Source organism: Spiroplasma endosymbiont of Anurida maritima, assembly GCF_042465095.1.
Lineage (GTDB): Bacteria > Bacillota_I > Bacilli_A > Mycoplasmatales > Mycoplasmataceae.
Genome location: NZ_CP102059.1, coordinates 601,697 through 620,142, shown reverse-complemented (window position 1 = coordinate 620,142; position 18,446 = coordinate 601,697). Strand labels below are relative to the sequence as shown.

Annotated in this window: 22 protein-coding genes and 2 tRNA genes; 6 read left to right on the top strand and 18 right to left on the bottom strand. The window is 25.4% G+C overall.

The features are described 5' to 3' along the window. Positions 1 to 110: 110 nt before the first annotated feature. On the top strand, positions 111 to 755 hold the full coding sequence (gene pgsA / locus NPX79_RS02955) for a CDP-diacylglycerol--glycerol-3-phosphate 3-phosphatidyltransferase (protein WP_381414949.1): 645 nt from the start codon (positions 111 to 113) through the stop codon (positions 753 to 755). Continuing rightward, entirely contained in the window at positions 755 to 1,624 is an 870-nt protein-coding gene (locus NPX79_RS02950; RefSeq protein WP_381414948.1) for an SDR family NAD(P)-dependent oxidoreductase, read from the top strand. Before pgsA ends, NPX79_RS02950 begins: the two co-directional genes overlap by 1 nt. On the opposite strand, the gene NPX79_RS02945 is transcribed toward NPX79_RS02950, so the two are convergent. The 6 genes from NPX79_RS02945 to ytpR all read right to left on the bottom strand — a co-directional run bounded on the left by NPX79_RS02945 (position 1,563) and on the right by ytpR (position 5,623). Next, the gene (locus NPX79_RS02945; RefSeq protein ID WP_381414947.1) at positions 1,563 to 1,847 is read right to left on the bottom strand and encodes a hypothetical protein; all 285 of its coding nucleotides are present in this window, start codon (positions 1,845 to 1,847) and stop codon (positions 1,563 to 1,565) included. The genes NPX79_RS02950 and NPX79_RS02945 overlap by 62 nt on opposite strands. Before the next feature lie 2 nt (positions 1,848 to 1,849). Then, on the bottom strand, positions 1,850 to 3,112 hold the full coding sequence (tyrS, locus tag NPX79_RS02940) for a tyrosine--tRNA ligase (protein WP_381414946.1): 1,263 nt from the start codon (positions 3,110 to 3,112) through the stop codon (positions 1,850 to 1,852). Between the two features lie 19 nt (positions 3,113 to 3,131). Next, a complete protein-coding gene (locus tag NPX79_RS02935; RefSeq protein ID WP_381414945.1) occupies positions 3,132 to 3,380 on the bottom strand; it encodes a hypothetical protein in 249 nt (82 codons plus the stop codon). An 88-nt stretch (positions 3,381 to 3,468) separates the two neighbouring features. After that, on the bottom strand, positions 3,469 to 3,903 hold the full coding sequence (locus NPX79_RS02930) for a hypothetical protein (RefSeq protein WP_381414944.1): 435 nt from the start codon (positions 3,901 to 3,903) through the stop codon (positions 3,469 to 3,471). Positions 3,904 to 3,912: 9 nt separating this feature from the next. After that, positions 3,913 to 4,938: a nicotinate phosphoribosyltransferase gene (locus NPX79_RS02925; RefSeq protein WP_381414943.1), complete on the bottom strand. Its 1,026-nt coding sequence runs from the start codon at positions 4,936 to 4,938 to the stop codon at positions 3,913 to 3,915. A gap of 55 nt (positions 4,939 to 4,993) precedes the next feature. Further along, positions 4,994 to 5,623 carry a YtpR family tRNA-binding protein gene (gene ytpR, locus NPX79_RS02920; RefSeq protein ID WP_381414942.1) on the bottom strand — a complete coding sequence of 210 codons (630 nt, stop codon included), beginning with the start codon at positions 5,621 to 5,623 and terminating at the stop codon, positions 4,994 to 4,996. Between the two features lie 127 nt (positions 5,624 to 5,750). Here ytpR and NPX79_RS02915 point away from each other — a divergent pair, with 127 nt between their 5' ends. Together NPX79_RS02915 and NPX79_RS02910 are read left to right on the top strand one after the other, a co-directional pair. Further along, positions 5,751 to 6,599: a DegV family protein gene (locus NPX79_RS02915; protein WP_381414941.1), complete on the top strand. Its 849-nt coding sequence runs from the start codon at positions 5,751 to 5,753 to the stop codon at positions 6,597 to 6,599. 5 nt (positions 6,600 to 6,604) lie between these two features. Beyond that, the gene (locus NPX79_RS02910) at positions 6,605 to 7,474 is read left to right on the top strand and encodes a DegV family protein (protein WP_381414940.1); all 870 of its coding nucleotides are present in this window, start codon (positions 6,605 to 6,607) and stop codon (positions 7,472 to 7,474) included. Positions 7,475 to 7,535: 61 nt separating this feature from the next. On the opposite strand, the gene NPX79_RS02905 is transcribed toward NPX79_RS02910, so the two are convergent. The 11 genes from NPX79_RS02905 to NPX79_RS02855 form a co-directional block, all read right to left on the bottom strand. Beyond that, positions 7,536 to 7,612, bottom strand: a tRNA-Trp gene (locus tag NPX79_RS02905). Between the two features lie 56 nt (positions 7,613 to 7,668). Continuing rightward, positions 7,669 to 8,127: a Fur family transcriptional regulator gene (locus NPX79_RS02900; RefSeq protein ID WP_381414939.1), complete on the bottom strand. Its 459-nt coding sequence runs from the start codon at positions 8,125 to 8,127 to the stop codon at positions 7,669 to 7,671. Further along, the gene (locus NPX79_RS02895) at positions 8,114 to 8,350 is read right to left on the bottom strand and encodes an acyl carrier protein (protein WP_381414938.1); all 237 of its coding nucleotides are present in this window, start codon (positions 8,348 to 8,350) and stop codon (positions 8,114 to 8,116) included. Before NPX79_RS02895 ends, NPX79_RS02900 begins: the two co-directional genes overlap by 14 nt. 30 nt (positions 8,351 to 8,380) lie before the next feature. After that, a complete protein-coding gene (locus NPX79_RS02890; protein WP_381414937.1) occupies positions 8,381 to 8,644 on the bottom strand; it encodes a hypothetical protein in 264 nt (87 codons plus the stop codon). Between the two features lie 501 nt (positions 8,645 to 9,145). Further along, positions 9,146 to 9,640, bottom strand: a complete 495-nt coding sequence (locus NPX79_RS02885) for a hypothetical protein (RefSeq protein ID WP_381414936.1) — start codon at positions 9,638 to 9,640, stop codon at positions 9,146 to 9,148. After that, positions 9,609 to 10,040, bottom strand: a complete 432-nt coding sequence (locus tag NPX79_RS02880) for a hypothetical protein (protein ID WP_381414935.1) — start codon at positions 10,038 to 10,040, stop codon at positions 9,609 to 9,611. The genes NPX79_RS02885 and NPX79_RS02880 overlap by 32 nt, the downstream gene beginning before the upstream one ends. 54 nt (positions 10,041 to 10,094) lie before the next feature. Beyond that, a complete protein-coding gene (gene proS / locus NPX79_RS02875; protein WP_381414934.1) occupies positions 10,095 to 11,534 on the bottom strand; it encodes a proline--tRNA ligase in 1,440 nt (479 codons plus the stop codon). 6 nt (positions 11,535 to 11,540) lie between these two features. After that, complete coding sequence (locus NPX79_RS02870) at positions 11,541 to 12,221, bottom strand: acetyltransferase (RefSeq protein ID WP_381414933.1); 681 nt, start codon at positions 12,219 to 12,221, stop codon at positions 11,541 to 11,543. A 34-nt stretch (positions 12,222 to 12,255) separates the two neighbouring features. Continuing rightward, entirely contained in the window at positions 12,256 to 13,821 is a 1,566-nt protein-coding gene (cls, locus tag NPX79_RS02865) for a cardiolipin synthase (RefSeq protein WP_381414932.1), read from the bottom strand. A gap of 33 nt (positions 13,822 to 13,854) precedes the next feature. After that, positions 13,855 to 13,944 (bottom strand) — tRNA-Ser (locus NPX79_RS02860). A 73-nt stretch (positions 13,945 to 14,017) separates the two neighbouring features. Further along, positions 14,018 to 15,604: a TrkH family potassium uptake protein gene (locus NPX79_RS02855; protein ID WP_381414931.1), complete on the bottom strand. Its 1,587-nt coding sequence runs from the start codon at positions 15,602 to 15,604 to the stop codon at positions 14,018 to 14,020. Between the two features lie 158 nt (positions 15,605 to 15,762). Between NPX79_RS02855 and NPX79_RS02850 the strand changes: the two genes are divergently transcribed. Together NPX79_RS02850 and NPX79_RS02845 are read left to right on the top strand one after the other, a co-directional pair. Then, the gene (locus tag NPX79_RS02850) at positions 15,763 to 16,440 is read left to right on the top strand and encodes a potassium channel family protein (RefSeq protein ID WP_381414930.1); all 678 of its coding nucleotides are present in this window, start codon (positions 15,763 to 15,765) and stop codon (positions 16,438 to 16,440) included. 216 nt (positions 16,441 to 16,656) lie between these two features. After that, a complete protein-coding gene (locus tag NPX79_RS02845; protein ID WP_381414929.1) occupies positions 16,657 to 16,947 on the top strand; it encodes a hypothetical protein in 291 nt (96 codons plus the stop codon). A 36-nt stretch (positions 16,948 to 16,983) separates the two neighbouring features. Here the strand turns inward: NPX79_RS02845 and gatB are convergent, their stop codons facing one another. After that, the gene (gene gatB, locus NPX79_RS02840; protein ID WP_381414928.1) at positions 16,984 to 18,423 is read right to left on the bottom strand and encodes an Asp-tRNA(Asn)/Glu-tRNA(Gln) amidotransferase subunit GatB; all 1,440 of its coding nucleotides are present in this window, start codon (positions 18,421 to 18,423) and stop codon (positions 16,984 to 16,986) included. Positions 18,424 to 18,446: the final 23 nt, after the last annotated feature.

The window sequence follows — 18,446 nt, the reverse complement described above, 5'->3', positions numbered from 1 at the left end:
CTTTTATTTAATTTTATAGCAAAAAACCCTATTAATAAATAACAAATAAAACATTTATATTGTTATATAAAAATAGTATTATTATTAATATAAATGAATGGAGAAAATAAATGAATTTAGCTAATAAAATAACAATGATAAGAATGATTCTTATACCATTTATAATTGTTTTAATGATTATTTTTCCTTTTGGTTTGCTATTTAATGTTTGAGATACAACAATTGGTACAGAACACTACCAACTACCTATATCATATTTAATTGGTGGTGTACTTTTTGTTTTAGCAAGTATAACAGACGCAATTGATGGGTATGTAGCTAGAAGTCGAAAACAAATAACAACATTTGGGAAATTTTTTGATGCAATTGCTGATAAATTGCTTACAAATAGTGTTTTAATAATTTTTACAGTAGCAAATATGGTTCCAATATGATTAACATTAATTTTTGTACTTAGAGATTTTTTAATAGACGCTGTAAGACAAGTTTTAGCAACTAAAAAAGTTGTAATGGCTGCTAATAAAGCAGGAAAGTATAGAGCTGCAACTGAAATGCTAGGATTAACAATACTATTTTTTGTCGGTAACGGTATTATCGTTAATATAGATATTAATGGTTCTATGGGTATGTATGGTTTTATTAACCAGATCGTACTTATCCCTTTATACATTTCAGCATTTCTATCTGTATATTCAGCTTATAATTATATGAAAATAAATAGAAAAGCTTTATTTGTGTTTGAAAAAGAGGAATAATGGAAGAATATGTTTTAGTAACCGGAGCTAGCAAGGGCTTAGGTTATGCTTTTGTAAAAAATTTAATTAATCAAGATGTAAATGTCATTGGAGTCGCTAGAAATTGTAGTTCACTAAATAAATTAAACGATGATTTAAAAAAAACAAAAGTAATTGCTTATGATTGTGATTTAACAAACTTAGAAGAAGTTAAAAAACTACTAATAATTTTAAAACAGTACAACATTAAAGCGGTTATAAATAATGCTGGTTTTGGTCAATCAGATTTCGCGTGAAATATAAAAACTGATACTAGCCAAAACATGATTAAATTAAATGTAAATGCCTTACACTTAATTACTGAAGAATTTTTGAAGATTTTCACTAAAGCAAACAAAGGATTAATTGTAAATGTTAGTAGTGTAATAGCCCCGTTTATGGCTGGGCCAGGTTTTGCAACGTATTACGCTACAAAATCTTTTGTTTGAAATTATAGTGTTGGTTTAAATCAGGAACTAAAGTTTAATAAAAAAAATGTGAAAGTTATTGCTCTAAACACCGGGATATTAGAAACACATTTTGCCAAAAACCTTAACAACAAGTTAGAAATTGTAGAAGAAGAACAAGTTAATATTAAGGTTGATAAATACGTTAAGAAAGTATTGAAAAAAGTTTATAAAACAAATAAGGATTACTTAGTTATTGGAATAAAAAATAAGTTGTCTGTATTTTTTGTAAAAATATTACCTAAAAAATTTATATTAAAAAGAATTATGAAATTTCAAATGAATAAATTCAAAAAAAAATGAAACTTAATGTTTCATTTTTTTATTCTATTAAACTGTAAATTTCTGCAACATTATTTTCCATATATGCTTTTGAAGAAATAGGAATTACCTTAGATGTTTTTGCCACTGACAATACTTTTTCAAATAAATATGATGATTGTGGCGCTAGTAAAATATATTTATATTCTTTATTTAAAATATCATTAAAATATATAGATTCAAATACTGTATCAAGGTTATTATCTTCACAATACTTATTTAATTTTTGAATTATTATGCTTGCACTTATTCCAGCCGAACACATTATCCCCACGATCTTTTTCATAATTACTTTTCTCCCTTATCGCTAAATTTAGCCATGAAATAATTTTTTTTACCTTTTTTTATAATAAAATATTTGTTAAATATTCCTTCTTTTTTTGAAAATATATAATTTTCATCAAATCCATTATTATTGTTAACAGATATAGCTTTTTGAGCTAGAAATTCTCTTAGCTGTTTTCTTGATTTTGCAATATTGTGTTTGTCATTCAATGATAATAATGTTTCATTATCTTCTATTGTTAAAACAGGTATTACACTTTCTAAAACTTTAAAATCTTTTTCAGAAAAATCATTAAAATTATTATTAAAAATAGCTTCAGATATTTTAACAGCACTGTTGAAATCATCTTCAGAATGAATAAAAGAAATGATACTTTTAGCTAAAATCTTTTGTGCATGTCTATTTTTAGGATCTTTTTTATGTTTTTCAATTGTGTTTTCAATTTCTTTTTTTGATAAAAAAGTTAAAAAATATAATAGTTTAAAAGTATTTTCATCATCTTCATTTAATAAAAACTGATACATTTGATAAACAGTTGTTTTATTTTTATCTAGTCAAATAGTTCCTGTTTCTGTTTTACCAAATTTAGTTCCATCTTTTTTTAAAAGTAAGTTGGCAGTAACACCACATGAATTATTTTCTTCTTCACCAACCTGCTTTCTAATATAATCGGTTCCAGAAACAATATTTCCTCACTGATCACTTCCACCTAATTGCACAAAGCAATCGTTATTTTTATATAAATAATAAAAATCATATGCTTGCATTATGTTGTAAGAAAATTCTGTGTACGATAAACCACTTTCAATTCTACTTGAAATAATATCTTTGTTTAATAAATAACTAATATTAAAATATTTACCAACATCACGTAGAAAATCAACAAATAAATATTTACCAAGTCAATCTTTATTATTCAAAACATTTACTCCGGGTATTAGACTATTTAATTGAGACTTAATTGCTTTTGCATTTTCATCAATAATATTTAAACTTTGTAACTTTCTTTCTTCGCTTTTACCACTAGGATCTCCAATTGAACCAGTTGCACCTCCAATTAAAACAATTGGTTTAAAGTTATAGTTTTCAAAATGTTTTAAAATAACCAATTGTAAAAAATGCCCTATGTGAAGCGAATCAGCTGTTGGATCAATTCCACAATATATTGCTTTTTTATTTTTTTGAGCAAATAAAACTTTATCTACATTTGTAACTTGTTTCAAAATACCTCTTCACTCTAATTCTTCAATTATATTGTTAGCCATAAACTCCTTTTTTTAATAACTATTTATTGAATAGCTTTCATTTTCTTTTCTTTTTTGAACTTAATTCATCTCTTTTAGAAATTATTGTTTCATCAGCAAAATCGTCTATTAAAGATGTATTTAATCTTCTTCTTCCAGTTAACTTATCATGCATTTTTTTATGTCTTTCCTCTTCAACATTAAAATCTTGCGTATAAGTCACAGTTACATTTTCTGGGTGTGTGTTTTTATACATTTTATTTTTTAACTCATTAATTTTTCCTGTCATACTTCTGTAATAAGGGTGACTATTAACAAATTCCTTTGGATTAAACTCACCTTCTTTTTTTACAAAGTTATGTGGGACAGGTACTTCTTTATTTGCAGTGTAGTTTATATTTGAAAGTGAAGAAAATCTTTTTTTCTGGTTGTAAGTACTGCTTACTTTCTGGTTCATCACTTATATTATTTCTTTTTTCTTTAAGCATAGTAATTCTTTTATTAACTTCTTGTTCCACATAATTATCTAAAGAATTACTAAAACTTGTATTTAAAAAGTTATCTGTTGGAAAACTACTATCATAATTATAACTATCAATATTATCGGTTTTAAACATTGGAGAAATTTGAAGATTTTGATAACTATTATCTTTTAAATTTTTTTTAGAACTTATTTTATTAAAATCTTCTTGTTTACTCTCTTGCAAAATATTTTTATTATTTTTGTTATAAAAAGTTCCGGGAACATAAGAATCATCATGAACAAAAAATGATTTAACTTTGTTTTTTTCATTATAATTATTTTTTGCCATAAATTACCTCTATATTACTTTAACCAGATTATTGTTTATTACATTTTGACGACCAAGCTTTGCTTCATCTTTACCGTTTAATATAACAGCATCTCCAGTAAAATTAACAACTTTATTTGTTAATCACTGACCAACACCATAAATATCTACTGGGACATTAGATTTTTCAAAATAATCAATTTTACTTGCATCAAAACCAGATGATGCTATTATTTTAACATTTTTATAACCGTTATTATCCAATTCTTTTCTTAGTGCTCTTATTAAATGTTCATTGACTCCGTGAATATTTTTACCATTGTATTCATACTCTTTACCCATAAAATAAGCGTCTATCAAAGATATTGAAGTATCAACTCTTACCGCAAATAGTTCTGGGAAATTTTTAGCAGCTGATAGTGCCTCTCTTATAACATTATTATGATAATCAACTAAAGCTATTAAATTTTCTTTTGGAAATGTCGCTTTATAAGCTGATAGACATTTTATTAAATCCCCTCCAAAATTTTGAATTAAAGCATGAGGAATAGTTCCAATTGGAACTAATTTTTCTGGTAATTTAGAAACTTGGTCATTTGTTACAAAACTTCTGAATCCACCAATATATGCTGCATGAGCGTCTTCTGCTTGGTCAAAATAATAATCATTTCGATCATTCATATAAATCACAGATTTACCATTTGCAGCATCTAAAACTCTTTTGCTGTTTGTGGCAACACTTGATTTTCTTGATAATACACCATCAATAACATTTTCTAACTTTGCAAACTTATGATATGGTCCACAAATTTTTAAAACAGGCTCTCCAGCATTAATAATTGCCCCTTCTTTAAGAGCTCATATTTCTATGTCAGAAAAATCGCTAATGTTTGATTTCAATAAATCAACACAATAATCTATTCCCGATAATACAACGTTGTCTTCTCTTTGAAAAAACTGCATAACAATTTGATTGTTTTGGTTAAACTTTTCTAAAATTTCTACTGTTTTATTAAAGTATTTTGAACAATACTTATCTAAATCTATTTTATTCACTTATAACTTCTCCGTTAATAACTACTTTTCTTTTTATTAATTAATAAACCTATAATTACTTATAATAAATTTTTCAAAAACATTCTCCTGTTTTAAATATTTTTTTATTTAGTACCATTATATTTTTTTCAGGTAAATTATCAACTAATCCTAATTCACTCGCCGAACAAATCATTCCGTTAGAGTCTACACCCCTTAAATTTGCAGGTTTAATAATGTTTAAATTTGGCATAATAGTTCCATTTTTGGCTACAACAACATTTATACCTTTTTTGACATTAACTCCTCCACAAACTATTTGTAAGGTTTCATTTTTTATTTTAACCTTACAAACATTTAATGTATCTGCTTGTTTATGTTTTTCAACAGATAAAATTTCCCCTACTTCAAATTGAGGGTTTTGATTAAAATCACTTATATTTATTCCTATTGTTATCAAATATTCTTTAATTTCATTTACAAGATCATCGTTATCACTATTAATACCATTAAATATTTTCGAACTAAATCTGTGGATTGGGTTGTAAATATTGAATCCAGATAATTTTTTATCTTTATTGAAAAATAAAAAAACACTATCGCTAATTTTTCGTTCACTAAAATTTTCTTCAATATTTCCTACAGTCCCAATTAAATAGTTTAAATGTTTATTAAAAAATATTCCTATATTTTTATTATTATCCACAATACTCCTTTTTTTTATATATAGTTTTATAATATACCTGTTTATGCATTGGTTTTTGCTAAACTTGTATTAATTATAACAAAGTTTATAATTAAAATAATTATTATATAAAAGTACAAGGAGAAAAATGGAAAAAATAGCATTTATTGTTGACTCAAGCGCTGGTTATTCGAAAGAACAATTGGAAAAATTTGAAGATACATATTTAATACCAATTTCATTGTTATTGCCTAACGCGATTGAAGTGGAAGATACTACAAGTGAAATATCTGATGATAAATTTTATGAAATACTATCTAAAGAATCTATTAAAACTAGTCAGATTTCAATGGGTAAATTCATTACAAAGTGAGATGAACTTTTAAAAACATACGACAAAATTATTTTTGTTGGTTTAGGTAAAGGGCTATCTGGACAGCATTCAACCGCAGTACAGTTATCATTAGAGGAAAAATATTTAAATAAAGTATTTATCATTGATACAGATGGTGTGAGCCAAATCTTGAAAGCTGTTTTTGAAAAAGTTTATCATTGAGTAACAAAAGATAAAGTAGCAATTGATAAATTACAAGATAAGGTTGATGAGCTTAAAACTAAATTTTCTGTTTATATAGTTCCTAAAAATTTAGATACATTAAGAAGAGGAGGAAGAATTACTCCAGCAGCAGCTGCTCTTGGTAAGTTATTAAAAATCACTCCTATTCTATCTTATAATGGTATTATTGATAAGTTTGACAAAACAAGAACTTTTAAAAAAGCTATTATAAATGTTTTGGAACAAGTAAAAAAAGATCATATTGACTTAGAAGGAATTCACTTGGTTTATTCAAGGACTAATGAAGAAGATATGGATTTAGTTAAATCATTAATAAAAGATAGTGAATTACAAATTATAGAAGAACACCCACTGACAAAGGTTATTACAGCACACACAGGGGCCAACACTATAGTTATTATTGGATGAGATAAGGAGTAATTAACATGAAAAAGAATATAATTATTTTAACAGATAGCTGTTCTATGTTTACAGCACAAGAAGCTAAAGATAATAATATTGGAATAATTCCTTTACATATTATTTATCAAGATGGAACAGATGTTTTAGATACAGAAGAAAATGTTATAAAACATAATTTATACGAAGAAATAACAAAGCAAGAAACTAAAACTTCACAAAGTTCTTTGGGAGAAATAGAAGAATTTTTTAGAGAATCTTTAACTAAAGCTGAAAAAGTTATTTTTATTCCTGTAGCAAGTAATTTAAGTAGTCAAGCACAAACGGCTTTATCTATTGCTGCAAAAGACGAATTTAAAGATAAAATATATGTTTTAGAAACATTTATGTCAGCTTCTACAGCTCAAAAAGAATTGGCTTTATATGGGAATGAACTTATAAAACAAGGATTAGACATAGAAGTTATTTTAGAAAAATTAAAAAAATATAGCGAAGATACATTAATGTACTTGGTTCCTGGTGATTTGCAAAGATTTGCCAAGGGTGGTCGAGGTAAAAAATTAATGGTAAATATTATAAGTTTTTTAAAAATAAAACTTGCTATTAAATGAGGCTCTGAACCTAAAAAGGCATCAAGTAGCCGAAAAATTAGAAACATTTTAGAAGATATATTTTCTAAACTAAAAGAAGATATGAAAAAGCTAAAACATAACTTTGAAAAAGCTAAAATTTATTTTGTATATAATAAGCATTGTTCAGAAAAAACATTAAATATAATATACGCATTTTTAGAAGAAAATAAAACTAATTTTGAAGAATCACAAATGCCGAATGTTGTTGTGGCACATGCTGGTTTAGATACTTTTGGTTTTATTATATTGCCTGAAACTAAATAAATATTTACAAAATAAAAACACTTATGATGCATAAGTGTTTTTATTTTATTTAATTAAATAATGGCAGGGATGACAGGACTCGAACCCGCAACCAATGGATTTGAAGTCCACTGTTCTACCAAATTGAACTACATCCCTATTAACTAATATATTATAACAAAAATTATAAGAAAAATAATATATTAGTAATTTTTTTATGAATTTTTTTCTAATTCTAAGCAGTTATCACAAATTCCATGCGCTTCAAATTTAGCATGTATTGGTTTTCATTTGTGTTCTTTCATAAGAGCATTAAATTCTTTTATTAATTGATCTGCTTCACTATTATTTAAACTTGTGTGCAATATTTTTTTACATTTTTCACAAACAGCATGGACTGATGGGTTTTCGATTATGTCATACCATATTTGCTTTCCATCAAAACTATTTGTAAACACTAAATGTTCTTTTAGAAGCATGTCTAAAGAATTATAAACAGATGTAAGATTTACATTATCATATTCATCTTTTAATAATGTAACTAACTCTGTCAAAGCCAGATGTTTGTATTTGCAAATCAACCTAATAATTGATGTTCTAATTTCAGTTATTCTATAACCTTTTTCTTTTAAAAAATCAATAATTTTATCTTCGGTTCATTTAATTGTTTCCATTATTTAACTCCACTTCAAAAGCTTCTACAATATCTTTAACAGACTTTATATCCATTAATTTATCATCTGGTATTTGAATCGAAAATTGTTCTTCCGCTTTTATTAAAATATCCATTATGTCTAATGAATCAATCCCTAAATCTTTTAAAACAGTATCCATTTCAATTTTTTTAACACTTGTTTTTTTTGCTAAACGTTTTTTAACTTCTTCAAAAATATTCATTATGACCACCTTTATATTTATATTATATATTTAAATAGTAATTTTTCAAATAAAGGAATCATTATTGTGAAATTCACAATAGACATAAAAATATTTACTAAATTTTATTTGATCAAAATAAAAATTAATTTTTGCATCTTCTAAAATTGCAACAGATGTAATTTTATATCAATGCTGTAATATAATATGTTTTGCTTTTAAGTTTTCAAAATAGTGATCACCTAAATATATAATGGCAGGATTTAAATTAACATTTCTAAAGTTTTTTTTTAACATAATTAGCATGATTTTCATAATCTATTTTTGGTTCAGCAATTGTTTTAATATCAATATGTATATTTTTGTGAAAAACTTTTTTAGTAATCAAAACATTATATGTAAATAATGAAAAAATTATGCATAACAACATAAATAAGCATTTACATATTAGTTTCATGTAAAAAGTCTTTTTCAAATGTGTTTAGTGTAAAATTATGTCTATTATAAACAATGTAGGTTTTAATTTCGGCATTAATAATATATTTGCAATAATATAAGTTTTTATTATTTAAATCCTCTATTTTCAAGTTTTCCATTAGTTTAATATTCAAATCAAAATTTTGAATATTAAACTTAAATATAAAATTGATATTTTTTTTGCTATTTTTTAATGTATAGTAAAATAATTTTTCAGATCGTTTAGGTTCAAAAACTAAACCATAAAACTTTTTATCATTATATGTTTTTGTATTAGTCGTTAAAAAAATATCGCTATCGAAAACACCATCATAACTTTCAACAAAATAACTTGATGATTTAGCGAAATAATTTTTTTTTAAAAATTATTTTTATATTTCTTTGAATATTGTCGTGATTAATTATGTTTTCCCCGTTCATTTTTGATATATCACCTTTAAAATTTATAAAAGAACTTTTATAAAAATCTAAATTTTTTTCTTCTATGTAGTTTTTTAAATTTTCAAATATAAAATAGTTAGCTTCAAATAACTTAATTACTTTATTATTTTTTATTTGTAATTTATCTTTAAATTTAATTGCTGTTGATAATATCGATGACATAACATTCATTTTCTTGGGTGAAATAAGATAATTTTTACTTCGATAATCTTGAAACATAATAATTTTTATCATATGAATATATTCCACTTTTTTATCAATAACATTAAAATCATTATTCACAAAAGAAAGCGATTGATTAGAAAACAAATTATAATCGTAATAATTTCATGATTCTAATTTTGTTTGTAATCTAATTGTGTTAATATCTTTTTTTGTAAAAATTTTTAGCATCAAATGAATACCTTTTAAAACTGTTATTTTTGTAGTTTTTATTTAAGTCAATTAGTGGACTGAATCTAGGGTTGGTAGTATCAAACACAGCATTCTTATATATTTTGTTATTAATATTAATGCTGACACTAAGCTTTTTAACATGCAATGAATTTCATCACAATGATTTATTTTGACTTTTTATATAATTTTTAAAGAAATTACCAACATGAACATGGTGGTTAAAATCTTCATATTTTTTTAAATGTACTAAACTTGGTTTTATTCATAAATGATATTCTTCTTTACCATCAACCTTTACTGGTGATGTTGTGAAAATGATATCAACACCAAAAGCGGGTTTTTCTTCATGAGGAACTGTTAGAACATGTTTAATATTATTTAGATTATTTATTAACATTAAAAAATCACCCCTAATTATATAGGAGTGATTTTAAAAATTCCTTTAAAAATATTAATAAGCTCTTCCAAAAATTGTAACTTTGGCATCTTTCTTATTACATTTAAAACAATTGTTTTTTAATTGTTTTTTAATATCATCAGTTATTGTAAACGGCAAACACCTAGAAACCGTTTGTGTTTCTTCTTTGATTGTTTTTTCACAATCTACATCTCCACAAAACATTGTGTAAACTAAAATATTTTTATTTTCAATAGCTTTTTTATAATCAACAAAAGAATTAATAACAACACTTTTATCTACACGTTTTTCAAGAGCTATTTTATAAATATTTTCTTTATATAGTTTTAATAAATTATTAATTGTTTTTTCAATATCATCAAATTTCACAAATTGCTTTTCACTTGTGTCTCTTCTCACTATAACAACTTGTTTATTTTCAATATCTTTTGGTCCAACTTCTATTCTAATTGGAAATCCCTTAATTTCTGCGTTAGCACTTTTAAATCCTAAAGATTTATCTGAATTATCAACGTAAACACGATAATTTTTAGAAAGTAAGTTTTTAACATCATTTGTATATTTTTCTGTGACTTCTTTATTATTTAATGGCAAAATTGCAACTTGGTATGGAGCAACATCTGGCGGCAATAGTAATCCCCTATCATCACTGTGAGTCATTATAATTGCTCCAATTAACCTTGTAGAAACTCCTCATGATGTAGAATTAGCAAATTTAACTTTATTATCCTTATCTGTAAATTTAATATTGAACACTTTTGAAAAGTTATCTTCAAAATAGTGACTTGTTCCACACTGTAAAACCTGTCCATCTTGCATTAAACTTTCAATTGTATAAGTTTCTTTTGCTCCTGCAAATTTTTCAAAAGTAGTTTTTTGACCAGCAATAACAGGTAAACAAAGGTTACTTTTTGCAAAACCTTCATAAATATCTAAAATAGTTCTTGTAAAGTTTTTTGCCTCTTCACTTTCAGCATGAATTGTGTGTCCTTCTTGTCATAAAAACTCACTTGTTCTTAAAAATGGTCTTGTTGTTTTTTCTCATCGTAAAATATTTACTCATTGATTATATAACATAGGTAAATCTCGATACCCTTGTAACTCATTAGCAAAATATTGACCAAACAAAACTTCCGATGTAGGTCTTATGTATAATTCTTCTGATAAGATTTTATCGCCAACTTTTGTCACAGTTGCAATTTCTGGCGAAAAACCTTCAATATGATCTTTTTCCTTTTGAAATAAAGATTTTGGGATCAATAATGGAAATAAAGCATTTTGAACACCAAGTTGAGCAAATTTTTCATCTAAAATTTTTCTCATATTTTCTCATATAGCAAAACCATAAGGTTTAAAAATTATCGTCCCCTTTACAGGTCCATAAGCAAAAAGCTCTCCATTTCTAACAACATCCGTGTATCATTTTGCAAAATCTTCGCTTCTTAATGTAATTCTTTCTAATTTCTTACTCATTTTAATTTAACCCCTTTGTTTAACAATTCCTTTTTCGCCTTCATATAATTTTATTTTTAATTTATTAGCTCTAATATATTGTTTTATGCGTGATACTTCTATATTATTTTTTATCAAAATTCAATCAAATGCTTTTGGTGAAACTGTTTCAAAAACTTTAACACGTCTTTGTGTTTCATCGAACTCTAAATCTTGTGATAATGAGTCATAAACTTTTTTAATATCTAATGAAATAATAGCAATTTTTAAAGGATCTACTTTATTTTTAGTGACCCACTTTCAAAAGTTTTGTCTGTTTGAATTTTCTAACTCAAATTCCAAGCTATCATTTTTTTCTAAGTATGTTCAAACTCTGTATTCATCCCCTTTATCTAAAGTTATTTTTGAAATAGGTTGAATTCCAAACTCTAATTGGTGCATAACGTTTGCCACATCTGTATAAAACAACATTTTATGAACACCTTGCATGTATAAGTTTTTCAATATTTTTTGTGATTTACGTTTTTTAAAAGAAAAATTAACTTTTATACTTTCATGTTTTTCATCTTCAGAATAAATATTTTCTGAATTTTCTGTAAGTATTTCAATCGTGCTATTTTCTTCTGCCAATAATAAATCTTTTTTATTTAAATTTTTAGTATTTTCTTTATTTTTATCTTTAGCTTTTTTAATTTTATCAAATATCATTAGTTGTTCCTTATTTTTTCTTATTATATTTATATTATAATAAAGGACTAAACAATACCATTATTTTTATCACAACCCTTTGAATAATTCCTTTATATTTTATTGGATTTTTAACTATTTTATGAGAAACCAATAAATCTCTTTCAAAAATTTTTGTTAGTTTTTTAGCAGCAATTTTATCGCTTAAAACAACAGTTGTTTGTTGATCCGGAAAGAAACTTCTGTAATCTAGATTACAAGTACCAACTATTGTTAACTGCGAATCAAAAATAGCAAGTTTGGTATGATTGAAAATATTATTTGTTTCATAAACTTCAATTCCATGTTTTCTTAGCTTTTCATATTTTACTCTAGTTACATCTAACACAAACATTTTATCTGTAATACCAGGAACTAAAAGTTTAATTTTTACATTTCTTTCTACCGCGGCCTTAATCAATGCATCACTTAATTCCTGAGGTGGAATGAAATATGGAGTTTCTAATAAAATTGTTTTTTTAGCAGAATTAATAGCATCCACAAAAGTGTTTAAATTAATTGAATCAATATAAGTTGGATAATTATTTATAACCTGAATTGAGTTTTTATAATTTTTGTTTATCTTATGTTCTTTTTCAATATTGACTTCTTCAATGATTGTTTGAAGGTTTTCTTTATATTTTGTAGACATATATCAATTATCTATAAAAATATTTTCAATTGCTTTTACAGCACTTCCCTTAATTTTAAATTGCATATCTCGGAAAGCCCCAAATTTTAATGATAAATTTATATATGCTTCATCTAAATTTATTCCTCCGGTAAAAGCTACTTTACCATCAATTATAATATCTTTTCTGTGGCCTCTAAAATTATTATTCCCAGAAATATAAGGCGGCTTTACTGGCATAAATTTTTTAATATTGATGCCCATTTTTTTTAAAAAATTTAATTTTCTATCACTGCTAGAAAAAAAACTACCAACATGGTCATAAATTAAATAAACCTTTACACCTTCTTTGGCTTTTTTAATTAGTATTTTAGATATATAATCAAATAATTGTTTTTTACCAATAATATAATAATTAACAAAAATATAATTTTTAGCTTTTTCTATTTCGTTAAAAATTTCAATATATGATTGGGCTGGAGAATTTATGATTTCAAAATCATTATTTGTATAAACAACCTTCTCATTTTTTAATAAATTATTTTTAAAAACTTCATAAAAATTATTGTTATTATTTTCTAAGTTTTTTACTTCATTGATTGAATCAATATATTTTTCCATATATTCTTTTTTTNNATTAATATTTTTAAAGTGATTTACTTTAAACTTCTTATAAAATTTTAAACGCCCATAATAAATATATGCAAAAAAANNGCCAAAAAACGGAATTGAAAGAACTGCCAATATTCAGGTTACTTTGACTTCTTTACGTCTTTTAGAAATTAAAATTCGTAAAGATAAAGCTACAAAAAATGCGTATGAAGATAATCACACCAATCCCACAATTTCAGTTACAAATTGATTTAAATAAATATATGTTATTAAAATAATTAAGAATGTTATCAAAAATAATAAAAAAGTTGAAAAAAATAATTTTAAAGCATTTTTCATAAAATTCTCCTAAATAAATTAGAAATAAAAAAATGGCGGAGCAAGAGAGATTCGAACTCTCGCGCCAGTTACCCGACCTAACACCTTAGCAGGGTGCCCTCTTCACCACTTGAGTATTGCTCCATATCCACACCTAAATATTATATTAAAAACAACACAAAAAATCAATAAATATTGATCTTTTGTGTTGTTATTTTTAACCTATATTTATATCTTCTTCTGGAAATGCTGAAGTTTTTTTATTGTTTGTTTTAACAGCAACAAGAAGTGTCGCAGATACACCTAGCTGTCCCACGAACATTAAAATACATAAAATAATTGTGGAAGCCACACCTAAATTAACCATATCTAAAAACCCCAAGGTGTTTAATCCTGTTGTTCCAAAAGCACTAGTTGCCAAAAAGAATATGTCTACATAATCTATATGAGAATTTTCTGAAATTATAATTAAACTTGCAAAAGAAACTAAAGTAAAGGATATGATACCCACACCCATAGCTCTTCTAACCGTTTCTGCTGGAATTTCTTTTTTAAAAGCATTAACCGAGGACCTATTTCTTGTAATAGAAATTATTGTCATAACAATAATAAATAAAGTTGTTGTTCTAATACCACCGGCAGTTGATGAAGGTGATGAACCAATAAACATTAACATTGACATAATCATTTTTGAACCAGGCAAAAATTTATTCATATCTACTGTTGAAAAACCAGCGTTACGATTAGACATAGTGTTAAAGAAAATATTCATAAACCCATTTCAATCTGAAACAGAATTATTCAATATTTGTTCTATATATTCAACTTCTCCATTTTCATTAATTGTTGTTGTATTTAAATGACCCATTTGCATAGATCAAACAGAAAATACACCAATAAAAGAAATGGTAAAATATGTAACTAAATTAATTTTAGTAAATAAACTAAACCTTACAACTTCATTCCTTTTTCAAGCTCTAAATTTTCTACGAAAATCATAAAAAGTAACAAAACCTATTCCACCAGCTATAAATTCAAACAAGAAAATAAATTGAATAATATAGTTTGTGTTGTACGGCATCAAAGAAGAGTTCCCAATTATATCAAAACCAGCATTGTTTACTGCAGACACAGAATGAAAAATACCGGCTCAAACACTATTTCAAAAATTGTGGTATGTTTGCATACTAATATCTGCGTTGTCAACAGAACCTGCTGATGCTGTCTCTGCACTTGTGGCACTAAAATAAAATGTGAAAGCCAACAAAATCGCGCTAATAGCTTCAATTAACAAAAGAAAAATAATTCCACTTTTAACAAGTTCTACAGTGTTTCCAAAGTTCGTTCCCCCACGTTCTCCTTGAATTAACTTTTGATCGCTAATTTTGATTTTCTTATTAACCAGCATTAAAATCATAATTTTAAATGTTAGAACTCCAAACCCACCAAGTTGGATAAGTAATAAAATTATTATTTGCCCAAAAATTGTATAATCAGAGCTAGCTGTTGCAATTGACAATCCCGTATCAGAAAAAGCTGACGAAGCTGTAAAAAGTGCTATAAGAATATTTCAAGAAAAATCAAAGTACCCCAAATCATTTCCTTGGCCATCATATATTTGCCTACCATCTTTTAGAACAACGCCAGGAATTGATAATAAAAAAGTCCCAATAGCAATAATTACTAAATAAATAATTAGTATTTTACCTGAAATTTTTGAAAACTTAAAAAAACCTTTTTTACCAAAAGGGTCTTTTTCAGGTTTTGTTTTACTTTTCTTTTGAAAAATTTCTAAAAATTTCATAAATACCTACCATAATTAATTATACTACTTATAAAGAAAAAAAATAATATTAAATTGATAAATCAAATTATAAAAGAGTTTTATGTTAATAAAAAAAAGGATATAAAAAAAATTTGGTTTAAATATAGTATAATTACTACATAAAACAAGGAGATTTTATGCCACGCAAGAAAACATTTGCTGTTATCGGAATTGGTAATTTTGGAACAGCTGTCATCAAAACATTGATATCTAAAAAACAAGATGTTTATGTTTATGATAAAGACAAAACAACACTAACAAACACTATTGATACATTTGAAAACCTTGAAGGTGCTGCAATTGATACGACATTTAAAAATAACTTAATTGAGCACGGGTTCAAAGAATTTGATACCGTAATAGTTACAATGTCATCAAATATTGAGGCTGGTATTTTAACAATTATTGGTTTGCAAGATATTGGTGTAAAAAATATTATTGCAAAAGGAAAAGACGATAGACATGTAAAAATACTTAACGCCATAGGGATTACAAACATTGTTCAACCAGATGCTTTTTCTGGAAAAATGACTGCTACAAAAGCTATGTATGGTTTGGAAGCTGATATCCAATCTATGGATGATAAATATGCGTCAATTATTATAAAGGTATCTGAACCATCAATCAACGGAAAAAACTTAACAGATATTGGATTAATAAATAATAAAATGTACAACATTATAAAAGTTACAAGAAAAGGTAAAACTATTTTACCAGCAGATTTAGATAAGCTTGAATTTGATGATGAAGTATTATTCATTTCACAAATTGATCAAATAACAAAATTAATAAATCTTTTAACAATTGAAAAATAAAAAAAACCTTTGTTTAACAAAGGTTTTTTTTATTTTATTATTTTATTTGCATGAACAAGAAGTACAAGCACAGTTACAATTACATTTTGACATAAGTTAAACCCTCCTTTTTCACTAACATTATACAATAAATTTATATATATGTACATATTATATGTATATATATTATGTTTTATTAATCTTTTTTGCTATAATAAATAAGAGGTAACCAGTTAAATGGAAAAAGAAAATTTTAAAGATATAAAATTGTTAAAGAAAAAAGCTGTTAATATTTACATTAACGAAGAAATACTTGTGTTAGAGGAAATGTATAAAGAAAAATTTAATCAAAAACCAAATAGATCTCAAATGTACGCGGCTTATTTAAAACAAACTTTACAGGAAAAAAATGTTAATAAAAGTGTTTGTAGTTGTTGTGATAATGATAATTCAGTTATTAAATGTAAAAACTATATTGCAAAAGATAGTGATGGAAATAATATAATTGTTTGTGAAAATTGTCTTTAAAAATAAATAAAAAAACAAAGATTTATCTTTGTTTTTTTATTTATTTATGTTTTTCTCTATTAATTCATTAATAACTTTATTACCAACAACTGGGTTAACTTGCCCTTTTGTTAATTTCATTAATTCACCCATAAAGAATTTTTGAACACGTTCTGGTCTTGTTTCAAAATCATTCAAAATTTTTAAATTATTATTAAAAATTGGTTCAAGTAATTTTTGAATTTCAGTAGCATCAGAAATTTGTTTTAAATTATACTTATCAATAATATCGCTTGGAGTTAAATCCTCTTCAAACATATACTTAATGACTGATTTTGCTTGTTTTGATGAAATAATTCCTTCTGTTTGGAAGACAATTAATTTACCTAGTTTTTTTGGAGTTAAAAATGTTGAATTGATATCAATATTTTTTTTGTTTAAAACAACTAAAATATCTCCTAAAATATAATTTACAATTAAGTCATGCTTAAGTGTTGTTTTTGTTGTTTCTTCAAAAAACTCCGCTAAACTTTTAGAAGCTAATATTAAATTAACTTCCTCGATTTTTAAACCATAATCTTTCATAAATCTTAACTTTTTCTCTTGAGGGAGTTCAGGTAAATTATCAACAATATTGTTAATAAACTTTTGCTCTAATTTAATTGGGGCAATATTTGACTCTGTAAAATACTTATAATCTGTTGCATCGCTTTTTTTACGCATCAAAATTGTTTTTTGAGTTTTTTCATCAAATCTTCTTGTTTCCATTTGAATGAACTGACCCTTTAATAATATTTCAGATTGACGTTTAATTTCAAATTCAATTGCTTTTTCAATGTTATTTAATGAGTTTAAATTTTTAACCTCAATTCTATTAAACAACAAGTTAGAACCAATTGGTCTTAAAGATATATTTACATCACACCTTAAAGAACCTTCATTCATTTTTGCATCACTTACATCTGTATACAGCAAAATTTCTCGCAATAACTTAATGTATTCTTTTACTTCGTGAGCATTTCTAAAAACAGGATCTGTTACAACTTCAATTAAACCAACACCAGCGCGGTTATAATCTAAATATGTTTTGTTATTGGCGTGAATTTGTTTTGCAGTATCTTCTTCAATATGAATTCTTTCAATCGTAATTGTTTTTAATTCTTTTTTCAGATCCATAATTTCTAATTTACCATCTCTACCAATCGGATGATAAAATTGAGTTATTTGAAAACCTTTGGGTAAGTCAGGGTAAAAATAATTTTTACGGTCAAAAATTAACTTATTATCTATTTTCATCCCTAAAGCTGCACTAGCTTTTATAGCCAGCTCTACCCCTTTTTTATTTACAGTCGGCATTGTGCCAGGTCACCCTATATCTGTATAATGAACATTTGTGTTTTGCGGGTCATTAAAATTAACTTTTCCCGGAGAAAACATTTTTGTTTTAGTTTTTAATTCAATATGGTTTTCAATTCCAATAATAACTTCAAAATTCATTACGCAACCTCTTCTATATTTTT